13 protein-coding genes are annotated in these 15240 nt (G+C 57.7%); 3 read left to right on the top strand and 10 right to left on the bottom strand.

The features are described 5' to 3' along the window. Positions 1–55 precede the first annotated feature (55 nt). Genes pilQ through BM160_RS08265 form a run of 5 tightly spaced genes read right to left on the bottom strand, consistent with a single transcriptional unit; the run spans position 56 to position 5145 of the window. Complete coding sequence (gene pilQ, locus BM160_RS08285) at positions 56–2209, bottom strand: type IV pilus secretin PilQ (RefSeq protein WP_092003366.1); 2154 nt, start codon at positions 2207–2209, stop codon at positions 56–58. Further along, complete coding sequence (locus tag BM160_RS08280; protein WP_092003363.1) at positions 2206–2757, bottom strand: pilus assembly protein PilP; 552 nt, start codon at positions 2755–2757, stop codon at positions 2206–2208. The genes pilQ and BM160_RS08280 overlap by 4 nt, the downstream gene beginning before the upstream one ends. After that, on the bottom strand, positions 2754–3428 hold the full coding sequence (locus BM160_RS08275; RefSeq protein ID WP_092003361.1) for a type IV pilus inner membrane component PilO: 675 nt from the start codon (positions 3426–3428) through the stop codon (positions 2754–2756). Before BM160_RS08275 ends, BM160_RS08280 begins: the two co-directional genes overlap by 4 nt. Before the next feature lie 23 nt (positions 3429–3451). Then, on the bottom strand, positions 3452–4069 hold the full coding sequence (locus tag BM160_RS08270; protein WP_092003358.1) for a PilN domain-containing protein: 618 nt from the start codon (positions 4067–4069) through the stop codon (positions 3452–3454). Continuing rightward, the gene (locus BM160_RS08265) at positions 4066–5145 is read right to left on the bottom strand and encodes a pilus assembly protein PilM (RefSeq protein ID WP_092003355.1); all 1080 of its coding nucleotides are present in this window, start codon (positions 5143–5145) and stop codon (positions 4066–4068) included. The genes BM160_RS08270 and BM160_RS08265 overlap by 4 nt, the downstream gene beginning before the upstream one ends. A gap of 256 nt (positions 5146–5401) precedes the next feature. Here BM160_RS08265 and BM160_RS08260 point away from each other — a divergent pair, with 256 nt between their 5' ends. After that, complete coding sequence (locus BM160_RS08260) at positions 5402–7822, top strand: penicillin-binding protein 1A (protein ID WP_092003353.1); 2421 nt, start codon at positions 5402–5404, stop codon at positions 7820–7822. A 64-nt stretch (positions 7823–7886) separates the two neighbouring features. On the opposite strand, the gene cyaY is transcribed toward BM160_RS08260, so the two are convergent. After that, positions 7887–8222 carry an iron donor protein CyaY gene (cyaY, locus tag BM160_RS08255; RefSeq protein WP_092003350.1) on the bottom strand — a complete coding sequence of 112 codons (336 nt, stop codon included), beginning with the start codon at positions 8220–8222 and terminating at the stop codon, positions 7887–7889. Positions 8223–8234: 12 nt separating this feature from the next. Here cyaY and BM160_RS23145 point away from each other — a divergent pair, with 12 nt between their 5' ends. Both BM160_RS23145 and lysA read left to right on the top strand, forming a co-directional pair. Then, complete coding sequence (locus BM160_RS23145) at positions 8235–8450, top strand: LPS translocon maturation chaperone LptM (protein WP_092003347.1); 216 nt, start codon at positions 8235–8237, stop codon at positions 8448–8450. 138 nt (positions 8451–8588) lie between these two features. Further along, on the top strand, positions 8589–9875 hold the full coding sequence (lysA, locus tag BM160_RS08245; protein ID WP_092003345.1) for a diaminopimelate decarboxylase: 1287 nt from the start codon (positions 8589–8591) through the stop codon (positions 9873–9875). A 61-nt stretch (positions 9876–9936) separates the two neighbouring features. Here the strand turns inward: lysA and BM160_RS08240 are convergent, their stop codons facing one another. From BM160_RS08240 to BM160_RS08225, 4 genes are all read right to left on the bottom strand, one after another. Then, positions 9937–10587 (bottom strand): protein-methionine-sulfoxide reductase heme-binding subunit MsrQ, encoded by a 651-nt coding sequence (locus BM160_RS08240; RefSeq protein ID WP_092003342.1) that lies wholly within the window; start codon positions 10585–10587, stop codon positions 9937–9939. After that, positions 10587–11585 (bottom strand): protein-methionine-sulfoxide reductase catalytic subunit MsrP, encoded by a 999-nt coding sequence (gene msrP / locus BM160_RS08235; RefSeq protein WP_092003339.1) that lies wholly within the window; start codon positions 11583–11585, stop codon positions 10587–10589. Before msrP ends, BM160_RS08240 begins: the two co-directional genes overlap by 1 nt. Positions 11586–11670: 85 nt before the next feature. Next, positions 11671–13035 (bottom strand): c-type cytochrome biogenesis protein CcsB, encoded by a 1365-nt coding sequence (ccsB, locus tag BM160_RS08230; protein ID WP_092003336.1) that lies wholly within the window; start codon positions 13033–13035, stop codon positions 11671–11673. Next, complete coding sequence (locus tag BM160_RS08225) at positions 13032–15215, bottom strand: cytochrome c biogenesis protein ResB (protein ID WP_092003333.1); 2184 nt, start codon at positions 15213–15215, stop codon at positions 13032–13034. The genes ccsB and BM160_RS08225 overlap by 4 nt, the downstream gene beginning before the upstream one ends. Positions 15216–15240: the final 25 nt, after the last annotated feature.

The raw sequence follows: 15240 nt of genomic DNA, 5'->3' as shown, positions 1-15240 counted from the left end.
GCCTCGGAACAGCCCTGACCGATCAGTGCCGGAGCGCGCTGAACTCGTCCCGCGCCTAGCGCAGTGCCGCCCCACTGCCCAGCATTTTAGGCGTAATGAACACCAGAAGCTCCGACTTGGTAGCCGAGCGTGTGGTGGTTTTAAACAGATTGCCCACCCCGGGCAAATCGCCTAACAAGGGCACTTTGGTTTCATTGTTGCGGTCATTCTGCTCAAAAATTCCGCCAATCACCACGGTGCCGCCATTTTCCACCAGCACCTGGGTCTGAATGTGCTTGGTGTCAATCGCGAAGCCATTGGTAGTTTCACGTCCGACGCTGTCCTTGTTCACATCGACGTTCAAAATAATGCCGCCTTCCGGGGTGATTTGCGGCGTCACTTCGAGCTTCAGATTGGCTTTTCGGAAAGCAATTGAAGTGGCGCCACTGGAAGTCGCCTGCTGGTAAGGAAGCTCGGTCCCTTGCTCAATCAAAGCCTTCACCTGATCGGCCGTCACGATGCGAGGACTGGAGACAATTTTGGTTTTCCCATCTGCTTCCGAGGCGGAAATCTCAAGATTCAAAAGCCGGGTCATCGAAGAGTTGAAAAGCGACACCGCAAACGTGGCCGCTGGGTAGCCGTTTTGACCTACGCCTGGCATGTTCACAAAATCACCGGCATTGGTACCAAAATTCCCCCCTGGGATAGGTGCTGTTCCCGATGGGATATTCGGAGCGATATAGGTGTTGCCAAACATGGAATTGCGGTTTCCATTCAGCGAGAACGGTCGCCCGCCCAATCGGACGCCGAGGGACTTTCCGAAAGAGTCGGAAGCTTCGACGATTCGCGCCTCAATCAAGACCTGACGCACGGGAATATCAAGCTTGGCAATAAGACTTTGCACTTGCTCCAGCTTGGACGGGATATCGGTGACAAACAATTGGTTGGTACGGGACTCCGAGATGACGCTGCCACGGGCAGACAGTATTTTGGTGCTTCCTACGGCGCCGCTTCCCATCAACCCAGCCGCAATATCCGAGGCCTTGGCATAGTTCAGTTTGAAGTCCTGCGTACGCACTTGTTCCAGGCTTTGAACCGCATTGCGCGACTCCAGATCGAGCTTGTCTTTGGCAGCAAGCTCATCCTTGGGCGCGATCAGCAAGACATTGCCGGTCTTTCGCATTCCCAAAGCCTTGGCCTGCAAAATGATATCCAGCGCCTGATCCCAGGGAACATCCTTCAAGCGCAAGGTAACCGCCCCCGTGACCGTGTCTGAAGTCACAATATTGAAGTTGGTGAAGTCGGCAATCACCTGCAGAAGTGACCTGATTTCAATATTCTGGAAGTTCAGGGACAACTTCTCACCGTTGTAGCCTGCTCCCTGAGTCAATTTGCTTGAATCAACTTTTTGCTGACGCACTTCCAGCACAAACTGGTTGTCACTTTGATAAGCGCTATGCTCCCACTGGCCTTTGGGTTCAACCACCATGCGCACCTTGTCACCGGACTGGAAGGTGGTCACGCTTTGCACCGGAGTACCAAAGTCGGATACGTCCAGACGGCGACGCAAGCCTTCTGGCAGGGCACTTTTAAGGAATTCAACAACCAGTGTTTGACCTTGCTGGCGAATATCCACGCCAACCTGGTTATTCGCAAGATCCACCACGATGCGACCGGAACTGTCGACGCCACGCCTGAAGTCAATATCCTTGAGCAGCAAGACATCACGATTACGATTTTCTGCAAATACAGGCGGCGTCCCGGCAGAAGCAGCGGCCACCACCACGGGGGCAAGCGTGATCAACAACGATTTCCCCTGGATCTCGGCTTTGTAGGTGGTCGCCGCCTTGAGGTTAAGTACCACACGGCTTCTGTCGCCAGCCTCGACCACGTTGGCAGAGCGCAAATTACCTACATTCAAATCAACGCTGGACCGTCCGATAGCATTGCTAACGCCGGGAAAATCAAGCGCAATACGGGCCGGAGTTTGTATGCTGAAACCAGTAGGCACAGACGTCAAAGGCTGGGCCAGATCAATCCGGATCACTTCCAAGCCACTTTGCACCGAACCGGAAACAGCCTGAATCACATTGGGTGTTTGCGCGCTTGCCGCGAATGGCAACAAGCCCAGCCCGACGCTGATCGACAGACAGCCCAGCACGAATTGAAGCAAGCCGTGCAGACGCACCCTGATCGCCTTTGCCTCTGATGCCCATGTCTGCTTGTTCATTTTGTTCCCTCTAAAAGCTGTAAAGTCGCCGGCCGCTCTATCCACTCACCAGCTGCATCCTGCACGATTTCACGCAAGGCAAGACTGGTTTCGGTGACTTTGGTGATGCGACCGTAGTTCTGTCCAAGATAGTTTCCGGCTCTCACCTGGTAAATCAGGTTGTCGACCCTGACCAGCGCCACGGGCTGACCAGCTTTGATCAGGCTGCCGACCATGGCGACGGCATCAAGCGGCGATGCCTCCAGCGGCTCTTTGCGTCGATTCAGCTCAGGCGCTATCAGGGCCACGTTGGCAGTAGCCTGACTGGAGTCGCGCTTCAGCGCTTGTGTCAGCTTCTGAGTGCTAAAAGGCTCGATGGAAGCCCCCTCGCCGTAAGCCTGGGGTGAGAACTTTGTAGGTGCGGGCAAAGGGACTATCTTGGGCCGGGCCGCATTGCGTTGCTCGGTCATCCACTGCTGCAACTCCGCCTGTTCGGATGAGCCACAACCTGCTAAGCCAAATAAGACAAGCATCAGGCTGACACCCAACGCATGGTGAATGCCTCTCATTTTTTTGCTCCCTTGGCCGGCGCATTCTTGCGTTGCAAGGCGACCTCTTCACTGTCCAGGTAGCGAAAGGTCTTGGCCGTGGTGTCCATGACTAAATTGCCATCCTTTGCCGGTGCAATGTTTAGATTATTCAAGGTCACAATGCGGGAAAGATTGGCAATATCGGCCGCAAAAGCCCCGATATCGTGGTAACGCCCGGTCACACGCACCCCTATCGGCAACTCCGCGTAATACTCCTTCACGCTGACCTGGCCCGGTCGAAACAATTCAAACTGCAGGCTGCGCCCCAGCCCGGCTTGGTTGATATCGGACAGCAATGCATCCATTTCAGCCTTGCTGGGCAGCTGCTTTTCAAGCTGCGTGACATACTGCTGAACCTGCTCGCGCTGCTTCCTCAGCGCTTCCAGATTCACCGCCTGCGCCAACTTCTTGCTGTAGTCCTCCCGCAACTGAACTTCTTTTGCCTTTTCTGCGGTCAGTTCCTCGTCAGAGGTACTGAGCCATAAAAACCAAAGGCCAACGACGACAAATACCGTAACGGCAAGGCAGAAAAGATAGCGAGGAACAGCCGGCCAGGAAGGGGGATCATTCGGATCAAGGCCGCTGAACTGGGCCTTCAAATTACTTTGAATTTCTGTGAAGTTGATAGAGGGTTTTGCAATTTTTGCCATGATCAGTCTCGTTCAACCCCGCTTCATATCTTGGCCGCAGGCGCTGCATTTGATGTGGCAGAACTGGCCGCTTGCGGATCACTGGCTCGTTTAAGTCCGACGCGCATGGAGAAATTGGCGACTCGCCGCTGATCACGCTGGGTCAGCGCGACGGTGCTGGCCGTGATTTCAACCAGTTCCGGTTTGGTCAGCCAGGGGCTGTGATTGGAGAAGTTACGCAGTAGCTCGGAAACCCGCTCATTGGATTGCGCAACACCGGTAATCAGGACAGTCTGGTTGTCCTGTTTCATGCTGCTGATGTACACGCCATCGGGCAATTGCTTAGTCAGCTCGCTCAACAGGTACACCGGCAAATTGCGGTTTCCCTGCAAATCCTCTACTGCATTCTGGCGCGCCCTTAGTGAGGCAATCTCGGCCTGCAAAGTCGCAATATCCTTGATCTGCTCTTCCAGACGGGTAATTTCTGATTTCAGGAACGTATTTCGCCCCTGCTGGCTTTCAATCTGAGCCTGGTACCAAGAGTACGTGGCGCCACAAATCAGCCCACCGGCAAGCGCAGCCAGACCCAGCGTCGCAAAAAATGCCTCGCGCCTGCGCTTGCGAGCCGCTTCCCGGTGCGGAAGAAGATTGATCAGAATCACTGCAAAAACCTCCGCAAGGCCAGACCACAGGAAGTCAGATAAGACGAAGCCTCACGCCGCATTTTCTTTTCCCGTATGCCATTGCCGAGCTCCATGCCCTCGAAAGGGTTGAGCAGCAGACAGGCAAACGAAGTCTGTTGTGTCACCGAGTCAGTCAACCCGGCCAAGGCCGAGGAACCACCGGCCAGCATCACATAGTCCACCTTGTTGTGCGGAGTACTGGTAAAGAAGAACTGCAGCGCCCGCCCTATTTCCTGAGCCATGCCCTCCACAAAGGGTTTCAAGACCCCGGTCTCATAGTCTTCCGGCAAATCACCGCTGCGTTTCTTACTCTCTGCCTCTTCCGAAGAAAAACCGTACTGCCTGACAATCAACTGGGTCAGCTGTGCGCCGCCAAAGGCTTGGTCGCGCTCATACAAGACCTCATCATTGCGGATGACCTGCATGCTGGTGGTCAAGGCGCCCACCTCAAACAAGGCGACCAGGGTGTCCGCCCCCTTGTTAGGCAGGTTTTCAATCAACCGTGCGGTGGCCAGACGCGAGGCATAAGACTCCACATCAACCACAATGGGTTTGAGGCCGGCAGCCTCCGCCAGACCTTGCCTGTCCTGCACTTTTTCCTTGCGCGAGGCCGCGATCAGCACTTCAATATCGCCACTGGATGTGGTGCTGGGCCCCACTACACAGAAGTCAAGACTAACTTCATCGAGCGAAAACGGAATATATTGATTGGCCTCGGACTCGACCTGAATTTCTAGCTCGGCATCACTCAGACCGCCTGGCAAAATGATTTTTTTACTGATGACTGCCGAGGCGGGCAGTGCCATCGCCACGTTTTTGGTGCGCGTTCCGCTTTTTTTCACCAGACGGCGAACAGCATCGGCCACCTCGTCAAACTTTTCGACATTGCCATCCGTGATCCAGCCCTGCTCCAGGGGCTCAATCGCACAGCGATCCAGCACCAGGTTACCGGCTTTGTCACGGCTCAACTCCACCAGCTTGACGCTGGACGAACTGATATCAAGACCCAGCAGCGCGGGCTGTTGACGATTGAATAACGATCCCAGAGAGATCAAGGCAGTCCCCAAATGACGGCTAATATGTAGCCCTGCATACTTAAGAAATCGCTTGAATAGTAGCAGCAAGCCCTTTGTGCTGTAACGATTTTTCCTAGCTCTTACATCAGGAACGTTGTCAAAAGTAGACGATTTTGATAAGTCGTGCAGGGACAAGCCAAGGCAAAACTCTGTCTGCAAACGTAAGAGCGTGGCGCTTTGAAGGGCGCCAGATACGTTCTGGGTTCCGGATTTTTATAATACTCACGTGTCCTACATGCACCCTACTCCTCCCTCCCCCTCTTCCGGCACTGACCCAAAGCAGGGGAAGCGGCCCTCTAGCAAGCCTTCCTGGCAGCGCTTGCTGATCAAGCTCTTTACCTGGAGCATGGGTCTGGCGCTGGCGGGACTGGTCGCCCTGCTGCTATTTATCGCCGTAGCGCTATCGGTGGCCTATCCCAATTTGCCGGACATTTCAGACCTGTCCGATTACCGGCCCAAGCTACCGCTGCGCATTTACTCGGCAGACGGGGTGGTCATTGGAGAGTTTGGCGAAGAACGCCGCAGCCTCACGCCGATCAAGGACATCCCACAGGTCATGAAAGATGCGGTGCTGGCCATTGAGGATGCCCGCTTCTTCTCCCATGGCGGCGTGGACTACCTGGGCGTCATCCGGGCCGGCTTGGCCAATATGGGCCGGGCAAAAAGTCAGGGTGCCTCCACCATCACCATGCAGGTAGCCCGCAATGTTTACCTGTCGACGGAAAAAAGCTACACCCGCAAAATTTATGAAATTTTGCTGACCTTCAAGCTGGAGCATTTGCTGACCAAAGATCAGATCCTTGAGATCTATATGAACCAGATCTTTCTGGGCAACCGGGCTTACGGCTTTGCCGCCGCTTCCGAGGCTTACTTTGGCAAACCCCTGAAGGATATTTCCATCGCCGAAGCCGCCATGCTGGCCGGCCTGCCTAAAGCCCCTTCGGCTTACAACCCCATCATCAACCCAACCCGCGCCAGATCCCGCCAGCTCTACATCATTGAGCGCATGCAGGAAAACGGCTTCATCACGGCCGATCAGGCCACGGCAGCCAAGGCAGAAGAGCTGAAGGTCAGAACCGGCCCCAACACCGGACGCGTGCATGCCGAATACGTGGCGGAAACCGTACGTCAGTTGGTCTACAACCAGTACGGCGACGAAACCTATACCCGCGGCCTGAATGTCTACACCACCTTGCGCGCCAGCGACCAGACCGTAGCCTACAAGGCCTTGCGCAAAGGCATCATGGACTACGAGCGCCGGCAAATCTACCGTGGGCCCGAAAAATTCATAGACCTGCCGTCCAACCCCCAGGAAACGGAAGACGCGATTGACGACGCGCTGGCCGACAACCCCGACAACGGCGACGTGATGTCGGCCGTGGTGCTGGAAGCCAGCCCCAAACGGATTCTGGCCAAGCGCCAGAACAGCGAAACGGTTGAAATCACCGGAGAAGGCCTGAAGCCGGCGCAGTCCGGCCTCGCCGACAAGGCTGGCCCAAACATCAAGATCCGCCGCGGCGCCCTGATCCGTGTGGCCAAAACGCCCAAGAACACCTGGGAAATCACCCAACTGCCTGAAGTTGAAGGGGCCTTTGTGGCGCTGGACCCACGCGATGGCTCCATTCGCGCGCTGGTCGGTGGATTTGATTTCGAGAAGAACAAATTCAACCACGTGACCCAGGCCTGGCGCCAGCCCGGCTCCAGCTTCAAACCCTTCATCTACTCGGCGGCATTAGAGAAGGGCTTCACCCCTGCCACCGTGATCAATGACGCACCGCTGTTTTTCGATGCCGGCGTCACCGGTGGTCAGCCCTGGGAGCCCAAGAACTACGACGGCAACTTCGAAGGCCCCATGAGCTTGCGAACCGGCCTGAAAAAATCAAAGAACATGGTGTCCATCCGCATCCTGCAAGCCATAGGCCCCCAATATGGACAGGAGTGGATCAACCGTTTCGGCTTTGAGGCAGACAAGCATCCGGCCTACCTCACCATGGCGCTGGGCGCCGGCTCAGTCACGCCCATGCAAATGGCCACGGCCTATTCCGTGTTTGCCAACGGCGGCTACCGCGTCAATCCCTATCTGGTGACCAAGATTACCGACCAGCGCGGCAAGGTCTTGCTGGACACCCCGCCCCCCGTGTTGAATGAGTCAGCCCGAGTCATTGATGCCCGCAATGCCTTCATCATGGACAGCCTGCTGCAGGATGTGGCCCGTTCGGGTACGGCAGCCAAGGCCCAGGCGATGCTCAAGCGGCCGGATATTTTTGGCAAGACCGGTACCACCAATGACTCTATAGACACCTGGTTCGTGGGCTTCCAGCCCACGCTGACAGCAGCGGTCTGGATGGGTTACGACACCCCCAAGAAACTCGGCGACAGGGAAACCGGTGGCGGCCTGAGCCTGCCCATCTGGATCAACTTCATGGAGTACGCGCTCAAAGGGGTTCCCGTCACTGAATATCACGCGCCCGAGGGCGTCGTGAACCTCGGCGGCGAGTGGTATTACAGCGAATATGCCAAGGGTTCGGGGGTCAGCAACGTGGGCATGCAGCCAGAGGCGACCAGCGAGAGCCAGCCGGCCGGCCCGGGCAGCCCCATCCAGGTCCTGCCACCCTCCGATGAAAAGAAACGGATTCTGGACCTGTTCAAGAACTGATGATCAGCCCAGCAAGCCGACACGGGCCCCGCGCGGGCCCGTTTTTCTGAAGCATTTCAGCGCATCAGGCCGGCGCCCCGAACACCAGCGCCTGCCCGGCCTGCACGCTGGCATAGCGCGACAAACCGGCAAAAAGCTCGCTGCCGTCCTTGGTATCCGTCCACTTTCCGCTATTGAACTTATAGTGAAAACCACCTGCCCTGGCGGCCATCCAGATTTCCTGCAGCGGTTTTTGCAGATTGATGATGATCTGGCTGCGGTTTGAAAATGTCAGCGTGATCATGCCGCCGGTGCGCTGATTGTCGATATCAACGTCGGTCTCATCGTTCAGTCGGTCGCAGTCCAACTCGATCGCCTTGAGCGCGCGCTCGGCCAGATCCAGGTATTCAAGGTCCGTCATTACAATCCTGTTATGGTTTTTTCAGTTCAAATTTTAGGTCGGCTTCGCATTTTTCTTGCCAAGCATGGTCTTGTTGCCCTCGTGCTTGGTACGGCTGCGCTGGCCGGCTGCGGCCAGAAAGGCCCGCTATTCCTCCCGCAGCCGCCCAAACTGGCGGCGCCAGCGATCCCAGCGCAGCCCAACTCGGCCGCTCCCGCACCGCTAGCGCCGGCCTCGGCCACGCCATGAAGGCCTCGCCGGCCCCTTGAAATTTGCATCTGAAGGTTTTGGTCGCTCGCCAACGCTCATCAGCCATGGCCTGCCGACCCGGTCTTGCATAAGATCAATAACTCTCACCCAGACCGTCTTCACCACAGCCTTCTACCCATGACAACACACACCCTTCCCGGTCACCCCCATTTTGCCTACCGCGACAAGGACTTGTTTGCCGAAGGCCTGCGCCTGAGTGAGCTGGCCAGCATCCACGGCACGCCCCTGTTTGTCTACTCCAAGGCCGCCATGCTGTCGGCCCTGGCCGCCTACCAGCGCGGCTTCGCCGGGCGCCAGGCACAGATTTGCTATGCCATGAAGGCCAACTCTTCGCTGGGCGTGCTGCAGGTGTTTGCCCAGGCCGGTTGCGGCTTTGACATTGTCTCGGGTGGCGAACTCGAGCGGGTACTGGCGGCCGGCGGCGAGGCCGGCAAGGTGATCTTTTCCGGCGTCGGCAAGACCCGCGCCGAAATGCGCCAGGCGCTGCTCGCCGGCATTGGCTGCTTCAATGTCGAGAGCGAAGCAGAGCTCGATGTGCTGTCCGATGTCGCGCTGAGCATGAAGCTGCGCGCCCCTGTCAGCATACGCGTCAATCCCAATGTCGACCCCAAGACCCACCCCTATATCTCCACCGGCCTGAAGGGCAATAAATTCGGCGTGGCTCATGAAGACGCCCTGCGCATCTACCAGCATGCGGCATCACTCAAAGGCCTGCAGGTTGTCGGCATCGACTGCCACATCGGCTCGCAAATTACCGACACCACGCCCTATCTGGATGCCATGGATAGGGTGCTGGATCTGGTCGATGCCATAGAAGCCGCCGGCATTGCGCTGGAGCACATTGATTTCGGCGGCGGCCTGGGCATCAACTACAACAACGATGCCCCGCCCGAAGCCGACGCACTATGGCAGCTGCTGCTGGCCAAACTGGATGCGCGCGGCTATGGCGCTAAAAAACTGATGATAGAGCCGGGCCGCTCCCTGGTCGGCAATGCCGGCGTTTGCCTGACCGAGGTGCTTTATGTGAAGCCCGGCGAGCAGAAGAATTTCTGCATCATCGATGCCGCCATGAACGACTTGCCGCGCCCGGCCATGTACCAGGCTTTTCACGCCATCGTGCCGCTGACTCAGGCGGCCGCAGTTGCCACGGCAAGCACCTATGACGTGGTCGGACCGGTGTGCGAAAGCGGTGACTGGATTGGCCGCGACCGCGACTTGAGCGTGGCGGCCGGCGACCAGTTGGCGGTGCTGTCGGCGGGGGCTTATTGCATGAGCATGTCCAGCAACTACAACAGCCGCGGTCGGGCCGCCGAGGTCCTGGTCGATGGCGACAAAGCCCACTTGATTCGCCGGCGCGAAACCCTGCAAGACCAGATTCGCCAGGAACAGCTGCCAGCAGTTTGAAGCACGGCCAAGGCACAAAAAAGGCACGCTGACTGGCGTGCCTCGTTCAATCAAAATACTATCAAATAGATAGCGGCTTGCGCATATTGGGTGGGCGCTGCAGCCTCTTTTTCCTTAAAAACTGAAGCAAGCGCCAAGCCAGCAGGGCGGCAATGATGCCGGCGTAGACAAACACCTCGGTGAAATTGTTCTTGCCGGCCCGCATCCAGAAGAAGTGCAGCAGCGCCAGACCGGCAATCAGGTAAACCAGCTTGTGCAGCCACTGCCAGCGCTTGGCGCCCAGGGCCTTGATGGCGGCATTGAACGACGTGGCCGCCAGCGGCGTCAGCAGCAAAAAGGCGCTGAAGCCCACCAAGATGAAGGGCCGCTTGGCAATGTCCTTGGCGATATCGGACAGCTCAAAACCCATGTCGAACCAGCTGTAGCTCAACAGATGCAGCAGCACATAGAAATAGGTAAACAGGCCCAGCATGCGGCGAAAGCGCGCCAGCGCAGGCGTGCCCGAGATCACCCGCAATGGCGTCACCGTCAGCACAATGCAAAGAAAGCGCAGCGTCCAGTCGCCGGTGGCGCGAATCAGCGCTTCGGCCGGATTGGCGCCCAGCTGATTGGCAAAGGTCCGGAAAAACAGCCAAACGAATGGCAGCAGGCACAGCGTGAAGAGCACAGGCTTTGCCGCCGGATGCAGCAAGAGCTTTTGCCGGGACATCATCAGAAGTTCTTCTTGAGATCCATGCCGGCGTACAACTGGCCGACTTGCGCTTCGTAGCCGTTGAACATCAGCGTCTTGCGCTTTTTCGCAAACAGCCCATCTTCGCCAATGCGTCGCTCGGTGGCCTGGCTCCAGCGCGGGTGGTCCACATTCGGGTTCACATTCGAATAGAAGCCGTATTCATTGGCCGCGGCCTTGTTCCAGGCGGTCTTGGGCTCCTTGTCGGTGAAGCGAATCTTGACGATGCTCTTGCCGCTTTTAAAACCGTATTTCCAGGGCAGAACCATGCGCACAGGCGCGCCATTTTGATTCGGCAAGACCTCGCCATACATGCCAAAGCTCAGCAAGGCCAGCGGATGCATGGCTTCGTCCATGCGCAGGGCTTCGACATAAGGCCAGTCGAGCACGCGCGAGCCCACAAAAGGCATGGTCTTGGGATCGGCCTGGGTCACAAACTCGACGTATTTGGCACTGCCCAGGGGTTCGACTTTCTTGATCAGCTCGGACAGCGAGTAACCCACCCAGGGGATCACCATGGACCAGCCTTCAACGCAGCGCAGGCGGTAAATGCGCTCCTCCTGCGGGCTGAGCTTGAGCAGCTCTTCCAGCGTATAACTTCTGGGCTGCTTGACCAGGCCTTCTATCGCTACCGACCAGGGCTTGGTCACCAGCGTGTGGGCATTCTTGGCCGGGTCAGCCTTGTCCGTGCCGAATTCGTAGAAGTTGTTGTAGCTGGTGGCGTCCTTGTAGTCGGTGATCTTTTCCATAGTCACCGCACCGGCCACCGCCGACTTGCCGCCGGCCAATGGCGCCAGCTTGCCCAGCTTGGACACCGTCTGTGCCAGCGCCTGGCGCCCGGCCCAACCGGCCAGCGCCACGCCGGCAGCGCCCGTGGCCATCAGCTTGATCAGCTCACGGCGATCTTGATAAATGCCTTGCGAGGTGATCTCGCTCGGAACCAAATGGTCGAAGCCGCGTGCATGGGTCTTGATGAGCATGGTGATCCTTGAAACTTGCTAATTACTTAGTCTGGCTACGCCGTCTTTTCTTACACAGATTCAATGACAAGGATCCCGTGCGCGGCTATAAGGTTCCGTAGCTATGCAGGCCCGAGAGAAACATATTGACGCCCAGAAAAGCAAAACTGGTCACGCCCACGCCCACCAAAGCCCACCAGGCGGCAACGGTGCCGCGCAAACCCTTCATGAGCCGCATGTGCAGCCAGGCAGCGTAATTGAGCCAGACGATCAGCGCCCAGGTTTCCTTGGGGTCCCAGCTCCAGTAGCCACCCCAGGCCTCGGCCGCCCAGAGCGCGCCCAGCACGGTGGCAATGGTGAAGAAGGCAAAACCAACGGCAATCGCCTTGTACATCACATCGTCCAGCACTTCAAAGCTGGGCAGGCGAGCAGCGATGCGCTTGCGGCCCAGCAAAATGCCGGCGGCAATCAGGCCAGACACCAGCAAATAGCCCAGCCAATAATTGCTGCCGCCAGTTTCAACCGGTGATTTGCTGCGAAACACAATCGGCACAAAACACAGCACCACGCCCAGCATCCACAAAGGAGTGAGCTTGTACCAGCGGGTTTCGCTGGCCTGCTGCTTGACCAGATAAGCCAGCGACACCATGGAGGCCAGCGCGAACATGCCGTAGCCAATGAAATTGGCCGGCACATGCAGCTTCATCCACCAGCTCTTGAGCGCCGGCACCAGCGGCTGAATTTCGTGGGCTTCGCGTATCACGGTGTACCAAAGCAGGAATCCAACCGCAGCACTCACCACCAGCATGACGAAGGCGCCCAACGCACGCGTCTTGTACTGCGCTTCAAAGTACAGATAAAAGGCCGCCGTCATCCAACAAAACAGCACAAATACTTCATACAGGTTACTGACCGGGATATGACCGACATCGGCGCCTATCAGATAGCTTTCATACCAGCGCACCAGCGTGCCTATCAGCGCCATGCCCACCGCCACCCAGGCAATTTTGGAGCCCAGCGATTCCAGCGTTTCGCTCTGGCCTTTGGCGAACATGCCCAGCCAGTAAAAAATGGTGCTCATGAAAAAGAGCATGCTCATCCACAAAATGGCCGACTGGCTGGAGAGAAAATATTTGAGCCAGAACAACTGCTCGGCCCGCGCCAGATTGCCAACGCCATCGACCTGGTAGGAGTTGATGCCAAGCAGGGCAAAAGCGGCGACCGCCATCATCAGCACGCGCAAAGGCCTCCAAAACCAGCCCATCGCGATGGTGGCCGGAATGGCGCTCAGCAAGATGCCTTTTTCATACACATCCATGTAAGCGCTGTAGCGCGCAAAGGCATACAAAAAGCCCCCGGCGACCAGAGCGGCAAACACCCAGTCCAGCGCATTACGTTTGGCGAAATAGCCTTCATTCAGGCTCAGGGTGGTGTCACGCCCAGCCGTCAGGGTGGTGGTGTTGGTCGTCATAGGGTTGCCTGCAACAGTTTCGTTTTCAACATCTCAAACTCCTTGTCACCATCCATGGTTTTACGGTTGGTGGACAAGGCCATGGTGGCCTGGCTTTTTCCAGATTCTGGCACTGAATGCCCGGCGTCGCTGGTAGCCGGCGCCAGCCAGACCCAGATGCGCCGCTCGCGCACATAAAGCATGGCGAATATCCCCACAATCAGGAAGAGGCAGCCCAGATACACAATGTTTTTGCCGGGCGCGCGCGCCACCTGGAACACGCTGGCCTGCACCTGTGTGAAGTCCTTCAGCTCAAACGCCATGGGCGCCGGGTAGTGCGGTGCGTCCGACAGGCTGAGCACCATTTGCGACATGAAGGCCAGGGTCTTTTCGTCCTGCGCCAGCGGCTTGAGGCCGGCTTGCTCACGCGTCATTTGGGTCAGCTCAAACAGCACGCCGTTAAGGATGCGGACCAGCACCTCGCCGGCACGGTTGCGCTCGGCCTCGGGCACATTGGCTTCCATGAAATCGGAAATGGCTTGCAAACCCGCCACCGGCTTGAGCTTGTCGCCGGTCATCCCATCCGGGCCTGACTCGGAACCGGCGAACAGGGTGAGCGCTCGCGATGCCGAGGCCACCAGTTGCTGGGCCAACTCCGGACGCTCCGAGCCTATCACCAGGGCGGCATAGCGCTTGACCGCCAACTCACGCTGCGCCGGATTGGCCAGCGCGGCGCGCAGCCGCAAAAAGGTCTCCATGCTGCCCTCGGCATCGGCTGGAATACGCAAATACTGGAAACTAGCAGCCAGATTTTCGCGCACGCCCATCAGAAACATGGATGGACTGTCCGGGTTGCTATCCATCTTGACCGGCAGCATGTAGTTGTTGAATTCGCGGGCCTGACCGGCCGCATCGCGCAGCTTGTAGCTCACGCTGGGGCCGACGTTGCGCAGCTCTTTCTGCGTCACGGTCTTGTTGGCGGCGCCCAGCCGCGTTTCAATGGCCTTGTGCAGATCCACCTTGCGCACATCGGTTCCGGAAGCGCCGCCCATGGTGCTGCCGTCGGCAAAGTTTTCAACGTTGATGATGCGCAGCGCGGTGTATTCCAGCGTGAGTTTTTCTGCCCCCTCGCCCTGGCCGTTGCTCAGGCTGCTGCTGCCGCCAATCGTGCCCTGGATTTCAAAGGGCTTGACGGCGGCCGCCATGGGCACTGCCTTGAGCGTGACGCTGGAGCCGCCGTCGTCAAAGCTGGATTGATAAATCTCCACGCCCTTGTAATTGGCCGGATGATTGACCTCCACCCGTGCCGGTGTCTTGCTGCCGGTTTCCTTGTCATGGATGATGATGTCGCTGGCAAAGAGCTTGGGCATGCCGGTGGAGTAATACTCGACAATGAATTTCTTCAGCTCCACCGAGAACGGCAGCTCCTGCAACAGCACACCACCGGGCTGGTTCAAGATGGCCGTGCTGGACTGTGTGCCTTCAGACACCATGAGGTTGGCACGAAACGTCGGGTTACGCTCGCTCAGCCGGTGCGCCGCTGGCACATCGGCAATCAGGCCGCCGCCGGTGTAAATGGACTTGCCACCCAACCACATCTGCGCCCGCACCATCATGTCGCCATCGAGCAAGCCGCCTATGCAGACCAGCACAATCGCACTGTGCGCGGCAATATAGCCCAGCTTGTTGGCCGCGCCTTTTTTAGCCGCCACCATCCAGCCGGCGTTTCTTTGCTGCAGTTTGACCTTCCAGCCGCTTTGCACCAGGGTTTGGCCAATGCGCTGGGCCGCCACTTCGGGTGACTCGGCCAGCTCAGCCTGCGCACGGTGGCCAAAGGCCTTCAGACTTTGCTCGCGAACATCTTCCTTGAGATGGTTCAAGTCGGCCAGAATTTTGGGCGTGTTGCGCGCAATGCACAAAGAGGTGGAGATGACCAAAAAGGCCAGGATCAGCAAAAACCACCAGGCACTGTAGACCGTGTTCAAGCTCACCAGGCCAAACACCTGAGCCCAGAAGGGGCCGAACTGGTTGACGTAATTGCTCAGCGGCTCCGCCTGCTTGAGCACCGTCCCAATGATGGAGGCAATGCAGATGACGGTCAGCAGCGAAATGGCAAATCGCATCGACGACAGCAACTCCACGGACGACCGCAAGGCGCGGGAGCCCCATTTGACTTTCATACCTTCGGTGGAAACTGTCATGCGTGAAATCAGGCCCGGCGGCGCA

It is taken from the genome of Polaromonas sp. OV174, assembly GCF_900112285.1.
Lineage (GTDB): Bacteria > Pseudomonadota > Gammaproteobacteria > Burkholderiales > Burkholderiaceae_C > Polaromonas.
The sequence above is the reverse complement of the archived record's forward strand: the minus strand, read 5'-3'. Positions and strand labels throughout refer to the sequence as shown.

Excerpts from the sequence above, each read along its gene's own strand:
- pilQ (WP_092003366.1), bottom strand. The coding sequence starts at position 2,209 with ATGAACAAGCAGACATGGGCATCAGAGGCAAAGGCGATCAGGGTGCGT.
- BM160_RS08280 (WP_092003363.1), bottom strand. The coding sequence starts at position 2,757 with ATGAGAGGCATTCACCATGCGTTGGGTGTCAGCCTGATGCTTGTCTTA.
- BM160_RS08275 (WP_092003361.1), bottom strand. The coding sequence starts at position 3,428 with ATGGCAAAAATTGCAAAACCCTCTATCAACTTCACAGAAATTCAAAGT.
- BM160_RS08260 (WP_092003353.1), top strand. The coding sequence starts at position 5,402 with ATGCACCCTACTCCTCCCTCCCCCTCTTCCGGCACTGACCCAAAGCAG.
- cyaY (WP_092003350.1), bottom strand. The coding sequence starts at position 8,222 with ATGACGGACCTTGAATACCTGGATCTGGCCGAGCGCGCGCTCAAGGCG.
- BM160_RS23145 (WP_092003347.1), top strand. The coding sequence starts at position 8,235 with ATGGTTTTTTCAGTTCAAATTTTAGGTCGGCTTCGCATTTTTCTTGCC.
- lysA (WP_092003345.1), top strand. The coding sequence starts at position 8,589 with ATGACAACACACACCCTTCCCGGTCACCCCCATTTTGCCTACCGCGAC.
- BM160_RS08240 (WP_092003342.1), bottom strand. The coding sequence starts at position 10,587 with ATGATGTCCCGGCAAAAGCTCTTGCTGCATCCGGCGGCAAAGCCTGTG.
- msrP (WP_092003339.1), bottom strand. The coding sequence starts at position 11,585 with ATGCTCATCAAGACCCATGCACGCGGCTTCGACCATTTGGTTCCGAGC.
- ccsB (WP_092003336.1), bottom strand. The coding sequence starts at position 13,035 with ATGACGACCAACACCACCACCCTGACGGCTGGGCGTGACACCACCCTG.
- BM160_RS08225 (WP_092003333.1), bottom strand. The coding sequence starts at position 15,215 with ATGACAGTTTCCACCGAAGGTATGAAAGTCAAATGGGGCTCCCGCGCC.